Origin of the sequence: Pseudomonas sp. SC3(2021), from assembly GCF_019856535.1 — a bacterium.
Lineage (GTDB): Bacteria > Pseudomonadota > Gammaproteobacteria > Pseudomonadales > Pseudomonadaceae > Aquipseudomonas > Aquipseudomonas monsensis.
Window position 1 is genome coordinate 3,528,985 of the sequence record NZ_CP082236.1, and the last position, 16,554, is coordinate 3,545,538.

General features: G+C 61.1%; 14 protein-coding genes. 7 read left to right on the plus strand and 7 right to left on the minus strand.

Annotation, left to right across the window (positions count from 1 at the left end; all coding sequences use genetic code 11):
• Positions 1–306: 306 nt before the first annotated feature.
• Positions 307–2,400, plus strand: coding sequence for an LTA synthase family protein (locus tag K5Y35_RS15800; RefSeq protein ID WP_222832312.1), 2,094 nt, complete (start codon positions 307–309; stop codon positions 2,398–2,400).
• A 56-nt stretch (positions 2,401–2,456) separates the two neighbouring features.
• On the opposite strand, the gene K5Y35_RS15805 is transcribed toward K5Y35_RS15800, so the two are convergent.
• Complete coding sequence (locus K5Y35_RS15805; RefSeq protein WP_169432680.1) at positions 2,457–2,615, minus strand: DUF3309 family protein; 159 nt, start codon at positions 2,613–2,615, stop codon at positions 2,457–2,459.
• Positions 2,616–2,938: 323 nt separating this feature from the next.
• Between K5Y35_RS15805 and K5Y35_RS15810 the strand changes: the two genes are divergently transcribed.
• The 3 genes from K5Y35_RS15810 (at position 2,939) to csrA (ending at position 4,474) form a co-directional block, all read left to right on the plus strand.
• Positions 2,939–3,754: an SDR family oxidoreductase gene (locus K5Y35_RS15810; RefSeq protein ID WP_222832313.1), complete on the plus strand. Its 816-nt coding sequence runs from the start codon at positions 2,939–2,941 to the stop codon at positions 3,752–3,754.
• Positions 3,755–3,817: 63 nt separating this feature from the next.
• A complete protein-coding gene (locus K5Y35_RS15815) occupies positions 3,818–4,150 on the plus strand; it encodes a YnfA family protein (RefSeq protein WP_123466708.1) in 333 nt (110 codons plus the stop codon).
• A gap of 138 nt (positions 4,151–4,288) precedes the next feature.
• Entirely contained in the window at positions 4,289–4,474 is a 186-nt protein-coding gene (gene csrA, locus K5Y35_RS15820; RefSeq protein ID WP_123466706.1) for a carbon storage regulator CsrA, read from the plus strand.
• A 5-nt stretch (positions 4,475–4,479) separates the two neighbouring features.
• Here the strand turns inward: csrA and K5Y35_RS15825 are convergent, their stop codons facing one another.
• The 5 genes from K5Y35_RS15825 to mnmC all read right to left on the minus strand — a co-directional run bounded on the left by K5Y35_RS15825 (position 4,480) and on the right by mnmC (position 11,913).
• Positions 4,480–4,707 carry a YheU family protein gene (locus K5Y35_RS15825; RefSeq protein ID WP_003199186.1) on the minus strand — a complete coding sequence of 76 codons (228 nt, stop codon included), beginning with the start codon at positions 4,705–4,707 and terminating at the stop codon, positions 4,480–4,482.
• A 200-nt stretch (positions 4,708–4,907) separates the two neighbouring features.
• Positions 4,908–6,098, minus strand: a complete 1,191-nt coding sequence (locus K5Y35_RS15830; RefSeq protein ID WP_105705262.1) for an osmoprotectant NAGGN system M42 family peptidase — start codon at positions 6,096–6,098, stop codon at positions 4,908–4,910.
• 161 nt (positions 6,099–6,259) lie between these two features.
• Complete coding sequence (gene ngg, locus K5Y35_RS15835) at positions 6,260–8,008, minus strand: N-acetylglutaminylglutamine synthetase (protein ID WP_222832314.1); 1,749 nt, start codon at positions 8,006–8,008, stop codon at positions 6,260–6,262.
• Positions 8,009–8,011: 3 nt separating this feature from the next.
• Positions 8,012–9,784, minus strand: a complete 1,773-nt coding sequence (locus tag K5Y35_RS15840; RefSeq protein ID WP_222832315.1) for an N-acetylglutaminylglutamine amidotransferase — start codon at positions 9,782–9,784, stop codon at positions 8,012–8,014.
• A gap of 149 nt (positions 9,785–9,933) precedes the next feature.
• Positions 9,934–11,913 carry a bifunctional tRNA (5-methylaminomethyl-2-thiouridine)(34)-methyltransferase MnmD/FAD-dependent 5-carboxymethylaminomethyl-2-thiouridine(34) oxidoreductase MnmC gene (gene mnmC, locus K5Y35_RS15845; protein ID WP_222832316.1) on the minus strand — a complete coding sequence of 660 codons (1,980 nt, stop codon included), beginning with the start codon at positions 11,911–11,913 and terminating at the stop codon, positions 9,934–9,936.
• A 334-nt stretch (positions 11,914–12,247) separates the two neighbouring features.
• Here mnmC and pap point away from each other — a divergent pair, with 334 nt between their 5' ends.
• Both pap and K5Y35_RS15855 read left to right on the plus strand, forming a co-directional pair.
• The gene (gene pap / locus K5Y35_RS15850) at positions 12,248–13,762 is read left to right on the plus strand and encodes a polyphosphate:AMP phosphotransferase (protein WP_222832317.1); all 1,515 of its coding nucleotides are present in this window, start codon (positions 12,248–12,250) and stop codon (positions 13,760–13,762) included.
• Positions 13,763–13,864: 102 nt separating this feature from the next.
• Complete coding sequence (locus K5Y35_RS15855) at positions 13,865–15,049, plus strand: thiolase family protein (RefSeq protein ID WP_222832318.1); 1,185 nt, start codon at positions 13,865–13,867, stop codon at positions 15,047–15,049.
• A gap of 102 nt (positions 15,050–15,151) precedes the next feature.
• Here K5Y35_RS15855 and K5Y35_RS15860 read toward each other — a convergent pair whose 3' ends face one another.
• Positions 15,152–15,355 (minus strand): DUF6316 family protein, encoded by a 204-nt coding sequence (locus tag K5Y35_RS15860; protein WP_128614547.1) that lies wholly within the window; start codon positions 15,353–15,355, stop codon positions 15,152–15,154.
• A gap of 211 nt (positions 15,356–15,566) precedes the next feature.
• Between K5Y35_RS15860 and K5Y35_RS15865 the strand changes: the two genes are divergently transcribed.
• Entirely contained in the window at positions 15,567–16,526 is a 960-nt protein-coding gene (locus K5Y35_RS15865) for a DMT family transporter (protein ID WP_222832319.1), read from the plus strand.
• Positions 16,527–16,554 lie beyond the last annotated feature (28 nt).

Below are 16,554 nucleotides of genomic sequence, written 5' to 3' on the forward strand. Positions count from 1 at the left end.
GTTGAGCAAAACGCCCCGATCAAGTCGGGGCGTTTTTGTTTTGTCGCTATATTGTGTTTCCAGATATGCGTTGAACGAAATTTTCACAACGTGTTCAAGACAATTCGCCCGCGCCGTTGGCACGCGGCCGCGCTGCCGTGGCATTAAATGAAAGTGTCCGGCACCGAGGCAGTAATCAATGGTAATGGTGCGGGTGATCGTGCAACATTTGCGCACCGCGCAAGCCCCGGGGTCTGGAATGGCCAATAGAGGGCATGGCGCCGCTGTATTTTTGCAACTTTAACTTCCAATGGGTCCTAAAACGACATGGCAAACCCGGACGCCCTGAATCAGCAGCGATCTTCTGCTCGCCTGCTGCAACCGACCGTCAAATCGCATCTGGCCTACACGCTGCTTTGTGCACTGGTCATGATGGTGATGTTTTCCGTGCTGCGCCTCGCGCTGCTGGTCTACAACCGCGAGATGATCCTCGACACCCCGGCTTCGACCTTCATTGAAGCGTTCGCCAACGGCCTGCGTTTCGACCTGCGCCTGGTGGTGTACATTTGCATTCCGCTGGTGCTGGCGCTGTTCAGTGCCCGCGCCATGGCCGTGCGTGGTTTCTTCCGTCTGTGGCTGACGATCGCTTCGAGCATCGCGCTGTTCCTCGGCCTGATGGAGATGGATTTCTATCGCGAATTCCACCAGCGCCTCAACGGCCTGGTCTTCCAGTACGTGAAAGAAGACCCGAAAACCGTTATGAGCATGCTCTGGTACGGTTTCCCGGTGGTGCGTTACCTGCTGGCGTGGGCGATCGGCACCGTCATCCTGACCCTGGCGTTCAAAGGCGCCGACCGTGCGACCCGTCCACGCGGCCCCTTCAGTGGCGGCAACGTCGGTACCCGTCAGGTGGCGCCGTGGTACACCCGCCTGGCGGTGTTCGTGGTCTGCCTGCTGATCTGCGTCACCGCTGCTCGTGGCACCCTGCGTCAGGGCCCGCCGCTGCGCTGGGGTGACGTGTACACCACCGAGTCGAACTTCGCCAACCAACTGGGTCTCAACGGTACGCTGTCGCTGATCGCTGCCGCCAAGGACCGCATGGGCGAAGATCGCAACAACATCTGGAAAGCCACCCTGCCACAGGAAAAGGCGCAGAAAGTCGTGCGCGACATGTTGCTGATGCCCGACGACAAACTGGTCGATGCCGACATCGCCGCCGTGCGCCGTGAATACACGCCGCCCGCCGACAAGACCTTGCCGATCAAGAACGTCGTTGTGATCCTGATGGAAAGCATGGCCGGTCACTCGGTGGGTGCTTTGGGCGCGCCGGGCAACATCACCCCGTACCTCGACAAACTGTCGAAGGAAGGCCTGCTGTTCGACCGCTTCTTCTCCAACGGCACGCACACCCACCAGGGCATGTTCGCGACCATGGCATGTTTCCCGAACCTGCCGGGTTTCGAATACCTGATGCAGACCCCGGAAGGCAGCCACAAGCTCTCCGGCCTGCCGCAACTGCTCAGCGCGCGCAAGTATGACGACGTCTACGTCTACAACGGTGACTTCGCCTGGGACAACCAGTCGGGCTTCTTCAGCAACCAGGGCATGACCAACTTCGTGGGTCGTAACGACTTCGTCAACCCGGTGTTCTCCGACCCGACCTGGGGCGTGTCCGACCAGGACATGTTCGACCGCGGTCTGATCGAACTGAAGGCGCGGGAAAACGGCAAGCCGTTCTATGCGCTGCTGCAAACCCTGTCCAACCACACGCCATACGCTTTGCCGACACCCTTGCCGGTCGAGCCCGTGACCGATCGTGGCAGCCTCAACGAGCACTTGACCGCCATGCGTTATGCCGACTGGGCGTTGGGTCAGTTCTTCGAGAAGGCGCGTAAAGAGCCGTACTTCAAGGAAACCCTGTTTGTCATCGTCGGCGACCACGGTTTCGGCAACGAGCGTCAGATCACCGAAATGGACCTGGGCCGCTTCAACGTACCGATGCTGATGATTGCGCCGGGCATCCAGGAAAAGTTCGGTACCCGTGACCACACCGTGGGCACGCAAATCGACATCGTGCCGACCATCATGGGCCGTCTGGGTGGCGAAGTACGTCATCAGTGCTGGGGCCGTGACCTGCTCAACCTGCCGGAAGGCGATACCGGCTTTGGTGTGATCAAGCCGTCGGGCAGCGAGCAGACCACTGCCATCGTCACCGCTGACCAGATTCTCGTGCTGCCAAAGGATAAAGAAATGGCACCGAAGATCTGGCAGTACCAGTTGGGCGCCAATCCGCATGCCGAGGTCGTGCAGGATGCACCGCGTACCGCTGAATTGAAACTCAAGCTCGAATCGTTCCTGCAAACGGCGACCAAGAGCCTGATGGACAATACCGCCGGCGTGATAAACGGCAAGCCGGACTGATAAAAAACGCTGCATAAAAAAGAGGCCCCTGAGGGCCTCTTTTTTTGTCCTGCGTTTTATATCCTGCCGAGTAACAGCAAGACCAGCAGCACTACCAGTACCACGCCAATAATGCCCGACGGGCCATAACCCCAACTTCTGGAGTGCGGGAAGACCGGCAGACCACCGATCAGCAACAGGATCAGGATAATGATAAGAATTGTGCCCATGTCGATTTTCCTTGTTGATAGTATTCGAGAAGTCTTGATGTTCAGGGGCGGCTGGTAATTAACTAAATCCAGACGGCTTATAAATTCCGACTGTTGTGCATGAAAAAAAATTCAATGTTTTTTTAATGTATTTGGATCGCTCGCTTATTTCCTTTGAAACAAAAAAATCGCGGCCTGGTTCCTCTCGGCAGCGCCTGCACGAATCTTGTAGGCGCTGCCGAAGGCTGCGATCTTTTGATCCTGTATTCAGCAGTCTGATGGAGCGTGGAGGGCTAAGGATCCTTCGCTACACTCCGCGCATCTTCCCCGGAACAACAAGGCTGTCTGCTATGCAAAATCGCATGATGATCACTGGCGCGGGCTCGGGTTTAGGTCGGGAAATCGCGCTGCGCTGGGCGCGTGAAGGCTGGCAACTGGCCTTGTCCGACGTCAGCGAGCCCGGTCTGCAGGAAACCCTGAAAATGGTGCGCGAAGCCGGTGGCGACGGTTTTATCCAGCGCTGCGATGTGCGTGATTACAGTCAGCTCACGGCGTTCGCCCAGGCCTGCGAAGAGAAGCTTGGCGGCATCGACATCATCGTCAACAACGCCGGCGTGGCATCGGGCGGGTTCTTCAGTGAGTTGTCGCTGGAAGACTGGGACTGGCAGATCGCGATCAACCTGATGGGCGTGGTCAAGGGCTGCAAGGCATTCCTGCCGCTGCTGGAGCAAAGCAAAGGCAAGATCATCAACATCGCGTCCATGGCGGCATTGATGCAAGGCCCGGCCATGAGCAACTACAACGTCGCCAAGGCCGGTGTCGTAGCGCTGTCGGAAAGCCTGCTGATCGAACTGGCGCAACAGGAAGTCGGCGTGCATGTGGTGTGCCCGTCATTCTTCCAGACCAACTTGCTCGATTCGTTCCGTGGGCCGACCCCGGCAATGAAAGCGCAGGTCGGCAAGTTGCTGGAAAGTTCGCCGATCAGCGCAGCAGACATCGCCGACTACATCTATCAGCAAGTCGCCGCCGGCGAGTTCATGATCCTGCCCCATGAGCAGGGCCGCATGGCCTGGGCCATCAAGCAGAATAACCCGCAACTGCTCTACAACGAAATGACCGCGATGGCGGAAAAAATGCGCGCCAAGGCCAAACAGAACAACGGCTGAGCTTGCCCGGCGGGTGTCGCGTGGTTAGGGTGGCCGCAATGGTCACCCTGACGAGACGCTTCGATGCTCAATTACTTGTGGTTTTTCCTTGCGGCGCTGTTTGAAATCGCCGGTTGTTTCGCTTTCTTCATGTGGCTGCGTCAGGGCAAAAGTGCCCTGTGGGTGATTCCTGCGTTACTCAGCCTGACCCTGTTCGCCCTGTTGCTGACCCGCGTTGAAGCGGCCTACGCCGGTCGCGCCTATGCCGCGTATGGCGGGATTTACATTGTCGCGTCGATTGGCTGGCTGGCCGTGGTCGAGCGCGTTCGCCCGTTGAGCTCGGACTGGATCGGCGTGGCGTTGTGTGTAATCGGCGCCAGCGTGATTCTGTTCGGTCCGCGCTTCTCAGTTGCTTGAATTGACGGTTTTGTACGAAACGTCTGACGGCCTGTCGGCGGGGTGGGTGTAAGGCAAGACTGATTTGCCGGCCGCGCATTGTGTCGCACCGGCAAGCCGCGCATCTTCAGGGTTCGTTAACCCGGAAGGACGAATCCCATGCTTGTACTCAGCCGCGTCGTCGGTGAATTGATTTCAATCGGCGACGACATTTCCCTGCGCGTTCTGTCAGTGAACGGTTCCAGTGTGCGTTTCGGCGTCGAGGCGCCCCAGAAAGTCAACGTGCATCGCGCCGAAGTCTACGAACGGATCCAGCGCAAGCAGGCCTCTGAAAAGGCCCGCTGACGGGCTCAGTCGAACAGGTGCTTGGGCACGTCGTGCTTGAGCATCAATTGGCATTGCTCGCTTTCCGGGTCGAAGACGATCAGCGCCTGGCCTTTGGTCAGGGCCTGGCGTACGCGCAGGACACGGGTTTCCAGCGGCGTGTCATCGCCGTTGTCGGTGCCGTCGCGGGTGACGAAGTCCTCGATCAGGCGGGTGAGGGTGTCGACTTCAAGTTGGTCGTGGGGAATCAGCATGGGCACCTCGGTTCAATCAAGGTCAGGATGCTACGGCGATTGTCGGTTGCCTGCCAGTTTTGTGTGGGGTGTACCGGCCTCATCACTGGCAAGCCAGCCCCTACAGTTTTTGGTTGGACCACAGGGCCTGTGAACCGCACAAACCCTGTGGGAGTTGGCGTGCCGGCGATGCGGGCAGTCCAGCCGCTACACTAACCGAATCAACTGTCGGAACGCTGCCCCACCAGACTGTCCACCGACGGCACCCGCGTATCACTTTCCATCTGTGTGTCGTGCTCGATCTGATGACTGAACCGGTCGAGCGACGCATTGGCCGGCGCCGCGTCGCTGGCAAACACTGGCGGACTCAGAATATAGGCCCCGAGCAAGCGACTGAGCGCCGCCAGGCTGTCGATGTGCGTGCGCTCGTAACCGTGGGTGGCGTCGCAGCCAAAGGCGAGCAGGGCGGTGCGGATGTCGTGGCCGGCGGTCACCGCCGAGTGGGCATCGCTGAAGTAATAGCGAAACAGGTCGCGGCGCACCGGCAACTCGTTTTCACTGGCCAGGCGCAGCAAATGCCGTGACAGGTGATAGTCGTAAGGCCCGCCGGAATCCTGCATCGCCACGCTCACCGCGTGTTCGCTGGAATGCTGGCCGGGGGCGACCGGCGCGATGTCGATACCGACGAATTCACTGACGTCCCACGGCAATGCTGCCGCCGCTCCGCTGCCGGTTTCCTCGGTGATGGTGAACAGCGGGTGGCAGTCGATCATCAATTCCTGACCGCTGTCGACGATCGCCTTGAGCGAGGCGAGCAGCGCTGCAACCCCGGCCTTGTCATCCAGGTGACGGGCGCTGATGTGACCGCTTTCGGTGAACTCCGGCAACGGATCGAACGCCACCACGTCACCGACACTGATGCCCAGCGAATCGCAATCGGCCTTGGTTGCGCAGTAGGCATCCAGACGCAGCTCGACGTGATCCCAACTGATCGGCATTTCGTCCACGGCGGTGTTGAACGCGTGCCCGGACGCCATCAACGGCAGCACGCTGCCGCGAATCACGCCATTGTCGGTGAACAGGCTGACGCGGCTGCCCTCGGCAAACCGACTGGACCAGCAGCCGACCGGGGCCAGGGTCAAACGCCCGTTGTCTTTCACGGCGCGCACGGCCGCACCGATGGTGTCGAGGTGCGCCGAGACCGCACGGTCGGGGCTGTTTTTCTTGCCCTTGAGGGTGGCGCGGATCGTGCCGCGACGGGTCATCTCGAAGGGAATGCCAAGTTCTTCCAGACGCTCGGCGACGTAACGCACGATGGTGTCGGTGAACCCGGTGGGGCTGGGAATGGCGAGCATTTCCAGCAGGACTTTTTGCAGGTAGTTCAGATCCGGTTCAGGGATTTGTGTGGTCATGGAAACTCCTGATGAGTTGAGGCGCATCGATGGTTTCGATGAGGGAAAATTTGTGGTGTCTGTTGCGGCCCCTTCGCGAGCAAGCTCGCTCCCACATTTGGAATGCGTTCCCCTGTGGGAGCGAGCTTGCTCGCGAAGGCGTCAGTGGACGCGCTGCATGATCAAGAAACAGCCGGCTGACTGTGCGGAAACAGCAGATCGACAAACCGCTCCGCCGTCGGCTGCGGTTCATGGTTGGCCAGCCCGGCCCGTTCGTTGGCTTCGATAAACACGTACTCCGGTTGATCCGCCGCCGGCACCATCAAATCGAGGCCAACCATCGGAATGTCCAGCGCCCGTGCTGCGCGCACGGCGGCATCGACGAGGGTCGGGTGCAGGATCGCCGTGACATCTTCCAGTGTGCCGCCGGTATGCAGATTGGCGGTGCGCCGCACGAACAGATGCTCACCGGCCGGCAGGATGCTGCTGTAGTCATAACCGGCCGCGTGCAGGGTGCGTTGGGTTTCGTGATCCAGCGGGATCTTGCTCTCGCCACCGGTCGCCGCCTGACGGCGCCGGCTCTGCGCTTCGATCAACGCACCAATCGAATGGTGCCCGTCACCGACCACTTCCGCAGGCTTGCGAATCGCCGCCGCCACGACGTCAAAGCCAATCACCAGAATCCGCAGATCGAGGCCTTCGTGGAAGCTTTCCAGCAGCACCCGGCTATCGAATTGTTTTGCGGTTTCGATGGCACGCTGCACCTCTTCGATGCTCTGCAAATCCACCGCCACGCCCTGGCCCTGTTCACCGTCGAGCGGCTTGACCACCACCCGCTGATGCTCGTCGAGAAACGCCAGGTTGTCGTCGGCATTGCCGGCCAACTGTTGCGACGGCAGGTTGAGGCCGGCGGCTTTCAGCACCTTGTGGGTCAGGCTTTTGTCCTGGCACAGGCTCATGCTGATCGCGCTGGTCAGGTCGCTCAACGATTCTCGGCAGCGCACCCGGCGCCCGCCATGGCTGAGGGTGAACAGCCCGGCGTCGGCGTCATCGACCTGAACGTCGATGCCGCGTCGATGGGCTTCTTCGACGATGATCCGCGCATAGGGATTGAACTGCGCCTCCGGTCCCGGGCCGAGGAACAACGGCTGGTTGATGCCGTTCTTGCGCTTGATGGCAAACGTCGACAGGTTGCGAAAACCGAGCTTGGCGTAGAGATTCTTCGCCTGACGGTTGTCGTGCAACACCGACAGGTCGAGATAGCTCAAGCCGCGACTCATGAAGTGCTCGATCAGATGACGGACCAGCACTTCACCGACACCGGGCCGCGAGCATTGCGGATCGACCGCCAGGCACCACAGGCTGCTGCCGTGCTCCGGGTCGTTGAACGCTTTGTGATGATTCAGGCCCATGACGCTGCCGATCACCGCGCCGCTGTCTTCATCTTCAGCGATCCAGTACACCGGGCCGCCCTGATGATGCGGGGTGAGCCGCGTGGCGTCGATCGGCAACATGCCGCGCGCCTGATACAGCACATTGATCGCCTGCCAGTCCGCCTCGCTCTGCGCGCGACGAATGCGGAAGCCGCGAAACACCCGCGTCGCCTGACGATAATCGCTGAACCAAACGCGCAAGGTGTCGGACGGATCGAGAAACAATTGGGTCGGTTCAAGACCGAGAATCTGCTGCGGCGCGGCGACGTACAGCGCGATGTCGCGCTCGCCGGGTTGCTCGTTGAGCAATTCCTGCGCCAGCGTCGCCGGGTCAGGAAAGGTGTGGCCGATCAGCAGCCGGCCCCAACCGCAATGCACGGCGATAGGGTCGGCGCCGAGTTCGCTGCCGTCTTCGGCCAGACGCGCCTGCAAGCGTTCATACGACGGGGTCTGACCGCGCAGCAGGCGTTGGCTGATAGCCGTGGCGTGGGGTTTCATCAATCAGATTCCTTGTTCACTGAGCCACAGGTTCAAGGCCGCCAGTTGCCACAGTTTCGAGCCGCGTAACGGGGTCAGTTGGCCTTGCGGATCGGTCAGCAGTTTGTCGAGCATCGCCGGGTTGAACAGGCCGCGATCCTGACTCGGATCGAGCAGCAGTTCGCGCACCCAGTTCAGCGTGTCGCCTTGCAAATGCTTGAGGCCGGGCACCGGGAAGTAGCCTTTTTTGCGATCAATCACTTCACTCGGAATGACCCGTCGCGCCGCCTCTTTGAGCACCTGTTTGCCGCCGTCAGGCAGCTTGAAGCGACCAGGCACACGAGCCGACAGTTCGACCAGGCGATAGTCGAGAAACGGCGTGCGAGCTTCCAGGCCCCAGGCCATGGTCATGTTGTCGACACGTTTGACCGGGTCATCCACCAGCATCACCGTGCTGTCCAGGCGCAGGGCTTTGTCCACGGCGGCATCGGCGCCCGGTTGGGCGAAATGTTCCTTCACGAAGTCGCCGGCAGCGTCATTGGCCGTCAGCCATTTCGGCTGTACGGTGGCAGCGTAGTCGTCGTAGCTGCGGTCGAAGAATGCCGCGCGATAGGCCGCGTACGGATCCGCCGCACCGTCCACTTGCGGGTACCAGTGATAACCGGCGAACAACTCGTCGGCGCCCTGGCCGCTTTGCACTACCTTGCAGTGTTTGGCCACTTCGCGAGACAACAGGTAGAACGCGATGCAGTCATGGCTGACCATCGGCTCGCTCATCGCACGGAACGCGGCAGGCAGTTGCTCGATGATCTCTTTTTCGTCGATGCGCAACTGATGGTGCTGCGTGCCGTAGTGTTTGGCGATCAGGTCCGAATACTGGAACTCGTCACCGCGCTCGCCGCCAGCGTCCTGAAAACCGATGGAAAAGGTCGACAGGTTTTCTACGCCGACTTCCCGCAGCAGACCGACGAGCATGCTCGAATCGACACCGCCGGACAGCAGCACACCCACATCCACCGCCGCACGTTGGCGGATCGCCACGGCTTCGCGGGTGCTGTCGAGCACGCGGTCGACCCAGTCTTCCAGCGTCAGGTTTTTCTCATCCTCGTGTGGGCCGTAGGGCAGGGTCCACCAGGTTTTCTGTTCGGTGGTGCCATCGGCTTCAACGCGCATCCACGTGGCAGGCGGCAGCTTTTCGATGCCGGCCAGCAAGGTGCGCGGGGCGGGGACCACCGCGTGGAAATTCAGATAGTGATTGAGCGCCACCGGATCAAGGATCGGGTTGATGTCGCCGCCCTTGAGCAGCGCCGGCAGGGCCGAGGCGAAACGCAAACGCTGACCGGTGCGCGACAGGTACAACGGCTTCACGCCGAGACGGTCGCGAGCGATGAACAGGCGCTGGGCGTCGCGCTCCCAGATGGCGAAGGCAAACATGCCGTTGAGTTTCGGCAGCATTGCTTCGCCCCAGGCGTGGTAACCCTTGAGCAGCACCTCGGTGTCGCCACCGGAATAGAACTTGTAACCGAGCGCTTCGAGTTCGGCGCGCAGTTCCGGGAAGTTGTAGATCGCGCCGTTGAAGGCCAGGGACAAGCCCAGTTGACTGTCGATCATCGGCTGCGCCGAGCCGTCCGACAGGTCCATGATTTTCAGGCGACGGTGGCCCAGGGCAATCGGCCCTTGAGCATGGAAGCCCCACGCGTCGGGGCCGCGAGGCGCCAGGTGATGGGTGATTCGCTCAATGGCTGCAAGGTCTGCAGGGTGTTGATCAAAACGTAACTCGCCAGCTAATCCGCACATAAAATCCTTACCGGTTTTTCCGTTGGGGAGGGTGATTCTCAGTCAGGCCAAAATGGCCGTTACTCAGAAACTGACCCGGTGCAGTTGTGGGAGTTTTAGAACGATGAGTTATAAGGGGCGGCGACTGACCAGCGGCCAGTCGCTCTTTTTCATTTGCCGCGAATCAACGTGCGCAAGGCAAAACGGTTGGGATGGCAGGCTTCGGCGACGCTTCTGGGCAGGGGCAGCGGCTCGTTGTCCAGCCACGCCGCCAGCAGTTCGCCGGACAGCGGTGCGGTGATCAGTCCGCGTGAGCCGTGGCCGCTGTTGACATACAAGCCGTCGAGCCACGGGCAGGCAATGTCCGGCACTTGTCGCGCATCCTTGCTTAACGCCGCGTAGGCCTGAGCGAAGGCTTCGCGGTCGGCCAGCGGACCGACAATCGGCAGGTAATCGGGGCTGGTGCAGCGAAAGGCGGCGCGGCCCTCCAGCGTTTCTGCAGGCAGGTCATTGATGTGCAGACGCGCCACCAGATCGCCGGAGATCTCCTCAAGCATCGCCAGATTGCCCAGGTGTTCGGCGGTCGTCGGTGTCAGGTCATCGCTGGTGAAATCGAAACTGGCGCCCAGCGTGTGTTCGCCCAGGCGTGCCGGGGCGACATAACCTTCGGCGCAGACCACGGTGCGTAGCGTCTGGCTTTCCGTGGTTTGCGGCAGGCGCGTGATCTGCCCGCGAATGCGTTTGAGCGGCAGCTCGGCACTGTGTGCAAAGCGTTTGATTTCCGCAGCGCCGGCCAACACCACCACCGGTGCGCTGGCGAGCACACGGTCGCCGGCGAGGGCTTGCCACTGACCCTCGACCTTGCGCAGTTCCAGCGCCTCGTGATGCTTGAGCAATCCGATGTTCGCTTGCGCGGCCTGTGCCTGGCACAGCGCGGGCGGATGCACCCAGCCGCCTTCGGGGTAATACAAGCCGCCGTGGCTCAGTCCGACCCCGGCCTGAATTTCGGCCTGCGGCTGGTCGAGCCAGTGCACCAGATCTTCCGGGAACGCCGCCGCCAGTTGTGCATGGCGCTCGGCTTCCTTGGTATTGAACGCCAATTGCAGCACCCCGCAATCGTCCCAATCCGAGCCGCGTTGCAGGGTTTCCAGCAGGCGGCGGGTGTAGCCGAACCCGCTGACGATCAGTTGCGACAACGCGGTGCCGTGGGCCGACAGCTTCAGGTACAGCACGCCCTGTGGATTGCCCGATGCTTCCTGCGCCACGTCGGCATGCCGTTCCAGCAGGCTGACCTGCCAGCCCCGCGCCGCGAGACTGGCGGCGCTGGCGCACCCGGCCAGCCCGGCGCCGATCACCAATGCGCGGCGCTCACCGGTCAGCGGGGCAGGGCGGGCGAACCACGGTTTGTCTGGCGTGGGTGGCGCAACGTCCTGCGGCCAGCCGACAAATTCACCGCGCAGGATTTCCCACTTGTGGCCGATGCCCGGCGTGCGTTTCATCTTGAACCCGGCGGCATTGAGCAAGCGCCGCACCCAACCGGTGCTGGTAAAGGTGCTGATAGTCGAGCCGGGTGCGGCCAGGCGGGCCAGTTCGACGAATAGCTCGGCGGTCCACATGTCCGGGTTTTTCGCCGGGGCGAAGCCGTCGAGAAACCACGCGTCGATCTGCGCATCGAGTTGCGGCAATTGCTCCAGCGCATCGCCGATCAACAGCGTCAGCGTGACCCGGCCATTGCCCAGAATGAGCCGCTGAAAACCCTGATGGATCGCCACGTAATGGGTCAGCAACTGATCGGCCAGCGACTTCAATTGCGGCCACAAGGCCAAGGCCCGCTGCAAGTCCGCAGGGCGCAGCGGATACTTTTCGACGCTGACGAAATGCAGTCGCGCCCCGGCCACCGCATGTTGCTCGAACAGCTGCCAGGCGCAGAGAAAATTCAGCCCGGTGCCGAATCCGGTTTCGCCGATCACCAGTCGCCCGTGCGCCGGCAACGCGGCAAAACGTTCGGCCAGACGGTTCTGTTCGAGGAATACATAACGGGTTTCTTCCAGACCTGACTGATCGGAAAAATACACGTCATCGAACACCCGCGAACGCGGGCGTCCCTGGTCATCCCAGTCGAGCTGGGCGTGGGGCAATACGGGTTTCATGGCAGGCTCGGCAATCACAAGGCGGCCATTCTAGCCGATCGGGCGCTGGGTGCTTGATCCATGGCAAGGGGGGCCAGGGTCGAATGCAGGATCATCACCGGCTTTTGTGGCGAAGGCGCTTGCTCCCGCCGGGGTGCACAGCAGCCCCCAAACCGGTGAACGCGATGTGTCTGGAGGCCCGTGGTTGCAGGTCTTGCGACCGCTGCGCAGCCAAGCGCGAGCAAGCGCCCTCGTCAACGTTATTCATTCATTTAACTCACCTTGGCGGAGGAATTTCTCCGCCATCGCCGTGCCCAATCCGCTAGTCTTGCTGCATTCTGGAAGGAGCCGTCCCATGTTTGAATCCGCTGAAATCGGTCACGCCATCGACAAAGAAACGTACGACGAGGCGGTGCCTGCGCTGCGTGAAGCTTTGCTGGAAGCGCAGTTCGAGTTGCAGCAGCAGAAACGCTTCCCGGTGATCATTTTGATCAACGGCATTGAAGGGGCCGGCAAGGGCGAGACCGTCAAGTTGCTCAACGAGTGGATGGACCCGCGTCTGATCGAGGTACGCACCTTCGATCAGCAGACCGATGAAGAGCTGGCGCGACCACCGGCCTGGCGTTACTGGCGGATGCTCCCGGCGAAGGGGCGGATGGGGGTGTTCTTCGGCAACTGGTACAGCCAGATGCTTCAGGGGCGGGTTCACGGTCTGTTCAAGGATCCGCGCCTGGATCAGGCAATCAACGCCGCCGAGCGTCTGGAAAAGATGCTCTGCGACGAAGGTGCGCTGATCTTCAAGTTCTGGTTTCACTTGTCGAAGAAGCAGATGAAGGCGCGGCTCAAAGCCCTGGCCGATGACCCGCTGCACAGCTGGCGCATCAGCCCGCTGGACTGGCAGCAATCGCAGACCTACGACAAGTTCGTCAAATACGGCGAGCGCGTGTTGCGCCGTACCAGCCGCGACTACGCGCCGTGGCACATCATCGAAGGCATGGACGCCAATTACCGCAGTCTGGCGGTCGGCAAGATTCTGCTCGAAGGTCTGCAAAATGCGCTCAAGCGTCAGCAGGTGCACACCGAAGAAGTCAACGCGGCACCGCTGGGTACGGCGGTCGATCAACTGAACCTGCTCGACAGCCTCGACCTCAGCCAGCAGTTGGAAAAGAAAGACTACGAAGAACAACTGATCACCGAGCAGGCCCGGTTGTCCGGGCTGATGCGCGACAAACGCATGCGCCGCCACGCTCTGGTGGCGGTATTCGAAGGCAACGATGCGGCGGGCAAGGGCGGGGCGATCCGTCGAGTGGCGGCGGCGCTCGATCCGCGTCAGTACAGCATCGTGCCGATCGCCGCGCCGACTGAAGAGGAACGTGCGCAACCGTACTTGTGGCGGTTCTGGCGGCACCTGCCGGCGCGGGGCAAGTTCACCGTGTTCGACCGCTCCTGGTATGGCCGGGTGCTGGTGGAGCGGGTCGAGGGCTTTTGCAGCCCGGCCGACTGGCTGCGCGCCTACAGCGAGATCAATGACTTCGAAGAACAGATTGCCGACGCCGGGGTCATCGTCGTCAAATTCTGGCTGGCGATCGACAAGGACACGCAAATGGAGCGCTTCCAGGCGCGGGAGCAGATTCCGTTCAAGCGCTTCAAGATCACCGAAGACGACTGGCGCAACCGCGACAAGTGGGACGCCTACCGCGCTGCCGTGGGCGATATGGTCGACCGTACCAGCACCGAAATATCGGCGTGGACGCTGGTCGAGGCCAATGACAAACGCTGGGCACGGGTCAAGGTGCTGCGCACCATCAACCGTGCGCTGGAAGAGGCGTTCGAGAAGTCCGACAAGCGCACGAAAAAGCACAAGGACTGAGCCGATGGGCACGCATACGCGGGGTGAATGATTGTCGCGGTCGGCGATGAGGTGGACTTATGCTCGGTCCACTCTCAACCGACAACAACAATGAGGTATGCCATGCGTGAAGTGGTGATCGTCGACAGCGTGCGGACCGGCCTGGCCAAGTCCTTTCGCGGCAAGTTCAACCAGACCCGCCCCGATGACATGGCGGCCCATTGCGTCAACGCGCTGTTGACACGCAATGACATCGACCCGGCCAGCGTCGAAGACTGCATCGTCGGCGCCGGTTCCAATGAAGGTGCGCAGGGCTACAACATCGGCCGCAACGTGGCAGTGCTCTCGCGCCTGGGCACCCACGTGGCCGGCATGACCCTCAATCGTTTTTGTTCCTCGGGTTTGCAGGCGATCGCCATTGCCGCCAACCAGATTGCCTCGGGTTGCAGCGATATCATCGTCGCCGGCGGCGTCGAGTCGATCAGCCTGACCCTGAAAAGCGTCAACACTGATCACCTGATCAACCCGCTGCTCAAACAGCAGACGCCGGGTATCTATTACACGATGGGCCAGACGGCCGAAGTGGTGGCGCGCCGTTATGGCGTGAGCCGCGAGGACCAGGATCGCTATTCACTGCAAAGTCAGATTCGCACGGCACAGGCGCAGGCTGCGGGGTTGTTCGATGACGAAATCGTACCGATGGCCGTGAAGTATCGGGTCGAGGACAAAACCAGCGGTGAAGTGCAGGTACTCGACGGTTTCGTCGAGCGCGATGACTGCAACCGCCCTGACACCACTTATGAAAGTCTGGCGGGGCTCAAGCCGGTGTTTGCCGAGGACGGTTCGGTGACCGCGGGGAACTCCTCGCAACTGTCCGACGGGGCCTCGATGACGCTGGTGATGAGCCTGGAAAAAGCCCTGCAACTGGGGCTGAAGCCGAAAGCGTTTTTCCGCGGCTTCACCGTCGCCGGTTGTGAGCCTGACGAGATGGGCATCGGCCCGGTGTTTTCGGTGCCGAAACTGCTCAAGGCCAAGGGCTTGCAGGTGGCGGACATTGATTTGTGGGAGCTGAACGAGGCGTTCGCGTCGCAGTGCCTGTACAGCCGCGATCGGCTGGAGATTGATAACGAGAAGTACAACGTCAATGGCGGCTCGATTTCCATCGGCCACCCGTTCGGCATGACCGGGTCGCGGCAGGTCGGGCATCTGGTGCGCGAGTTGCAGCGGCGTCATCTGCGTTACGGCATCGTCACCATGTGTGTGGGCGGCGGGATGGGGGCGACGGGGTTGTTTGAGGCGGTGCGCTGAATCAGGAAGAAAGTTGTTGGCTGATAGATTGCTATCGCGAGCAGGCTCACGCCTACATTTTGGAATATGTTCCCTGTAGGAGTGAGCTTGCTCGCGATTGAATCAACCCGGTGACCGATTGGAATCCACAACCTGCATCCGCGCGATATACGCCTTTATTTCCAGCTCAGCCTTTTGCGCACTGGCAAACGGCCCCTCCAGGGTATTTTCCCGAGTGCTGAAGAACAGCTCGCCATTGACCCGACACAACCGCTCACTGCGAAAATGCGTCGCGGGGGCGCTGTCCTGAGCGCGCATACCGTACATGATCGGCCTCCTTGATATGAAGTCAGTGAATGCATCCCATGAGCTTATGCCTGAAGCACTTGGCGCGCCTGGCCAGACGATCAACGGCAATCCGTCAATTTAATGCTGCGACCTGCACAGTTTCATTCGCGGCCTGGCCTGAACTGTCCCTGTGTTGCGCCTGCATGCGGGCCTAGAATGACCGCTCTTGTCAGCAGGCATTGGGGTTCGCATGCACATTTCATCCGGTCGCTGGGTTTACGGTCTGTTCCTGGCGCTGCTGACGGCGTTTTTGTGGGGCATTTTGCCGATCAAACTCAAGCAGGTATTGCAGGTGATGGACCCGATCACGGTGACCTGGTTTCGCCTGATGGTCTCGGGCGGCTGCCTGTTCATTTATCTGGCCTCGGTCAAGCGTCTGCCGAGCCGTAAAGTGCTGGGGCCCAGAGGCGGTTGGCTGGTGCTGATGGCGGTGCTCGGGTTGGTGGGCAATTACGTGCTGTACCTGATGGGCCTGAATCTGCTCAGCCCCGGCACCGCGCAACTGGTGGTGCAGATGGGCCCGATCATGTTGCTGATCGCCAGCCTGTTTGTGTTCAAGGAGCGTTTCAGCATTGGCCAGGGGATCGGGCTGGCGGTGCTGCTGATCGGGTTTGTGCTGTTCTTCAATCAACGTCTGGCTGAATTGCTCACCTCATTGTCGGACTACACCGCCGGCGTGTTGCTGGTGCTGTCGGCCTCGACGGTCTGGACGTTCTATGCGCTGGGTCAGAAGCAGTTGCTGACGGTGTGGAATTCGTTGCAGGTGATGATGGTGATCTACCTGTTCTGCGCGCTGTTGCTGACACCCTGGGTGCATCCGCTGGAGGCGCTGGCGCTAAGCCCGTTGCAGGGCTGGCTGCTGCTGGCGTGCTGCATGAACACGCTGATTGCCTATGGCGCATTTGCCGAGGCGCTGGCGCATTGGGAAGCGTCGCGGGTCAGTGCCACGCTGGCGATCACGCCGTTGGTAACCTTTGGTGCGGTGGCGCTGGCGGCGTGGATGTGGCCGGAGTATGTGCATGCCGAGCAGATCAATGGTCTGGGCTATGGCGGGGCGGTGCTGGTGGTGCTGGGCTCGGCGCTGGTGGCGTTGGGGCCGTCGTTGATTGCCGGGCTCAAGGCGCGGCGGATGAAGATGGCAGCAGGCTAACCGCGTCAGGGCCATCGCGAGCAGGCTC

Excerpts from the sequence above, each read along its gene's own strand:
- K5Y35_RS15800 (WP_222832312.1), top strand. The coding sequence starts at position 307 with ATGGCAAACCCGGACGCCCTGAATCAGCAGCGATCTTCTGCTCGCCTG.
- K5Y35_RS15810 (WP_222832313.1), top strand. The coding sequence starts at position 2,939 with ATGCAAAATCGCATGATGATCACTGGCGCGGGCTCGGGTTTAGGTCGG.
- K5Y35_RS15815 (WP_123466708.1), top strand. The coding sequence starts at position 3,818 with ATGCTCAATTACTTGTGGTTTTTCCTTGCGGCGCTGTTTGAAATCGCC.
- csrA (WP_123466706.1), top strand. The coding sequence starts at position 4,289 with ATGCTTGTACTCAGCCGCGTCGTCGGTGAATTGATTTCAATCGGCGAC.
- K5Y35_RS15825 (WP_003199186.1), bottom strand. The coding sequence starts at position 4,707 with ATGCTGATTCCCCACGACCAACTTGAAGTCGACACCCTCACCCGCCTG.
- K5Y35_RS15830 (WP_105705262.1), bottom strand. The coding sequence starts at position 6,098 with ATGACCACACAAATCCCTGAACCGGATCTGAACTACCTGCAAAAAGTC.
- ngg (WP_222832314.1), bottom strand. The coding sequence starts at position 8,008 with ATGAAACCCCACGCCACGGCTATCAGCCAACGCCTGCTGCGCGGTCAG.
- K5Y35_RS15840 (WP_222832315.1), bottom strand. The coding sequence starts at position 9,784 with ATGTGCGGATTAGCTGGCGAGTTACGTTTTGATCAACACCCTGCAGAC.
- mnmC (WP_222832316.1), bottom strand. The coding sequence starts at position 11,913 with ATGAAACCCGTATTGCCCCACGCCCAGCTCGACTGGGATGACCAGGGA.
- pap (WP_222832317.1), top strand. The coding sequence starts at position 12,248 with ATGTTTGAATCCGCTGAAATCGGTCACGCCATCGACAAAGAAACGTAC.
- K5Y35_RS15855 (WP_222832318.1), top strand. The coding sequence starts at position 13,865 with ATGCGTGAAGTGGTGATCGTCGACAGCGTGCGGACCGGCCTGGCCAAG.
- K5Y35_RS15860 (WP_128614547.1), bottom strand. The coding sequence starts at position 15,355 with ATGTACGGTATGCGCGCTCAGGACAGCGCCCCCGCGACGCATTTTCGC.
- K5Y35_RS15865 (WP_222832319.1), top strand. The coding sequence starts at position 15,567 with ATGCACATTTCATCCGGTCGCTGGGTTTACGGTCTGTTCCTGGCGCTG.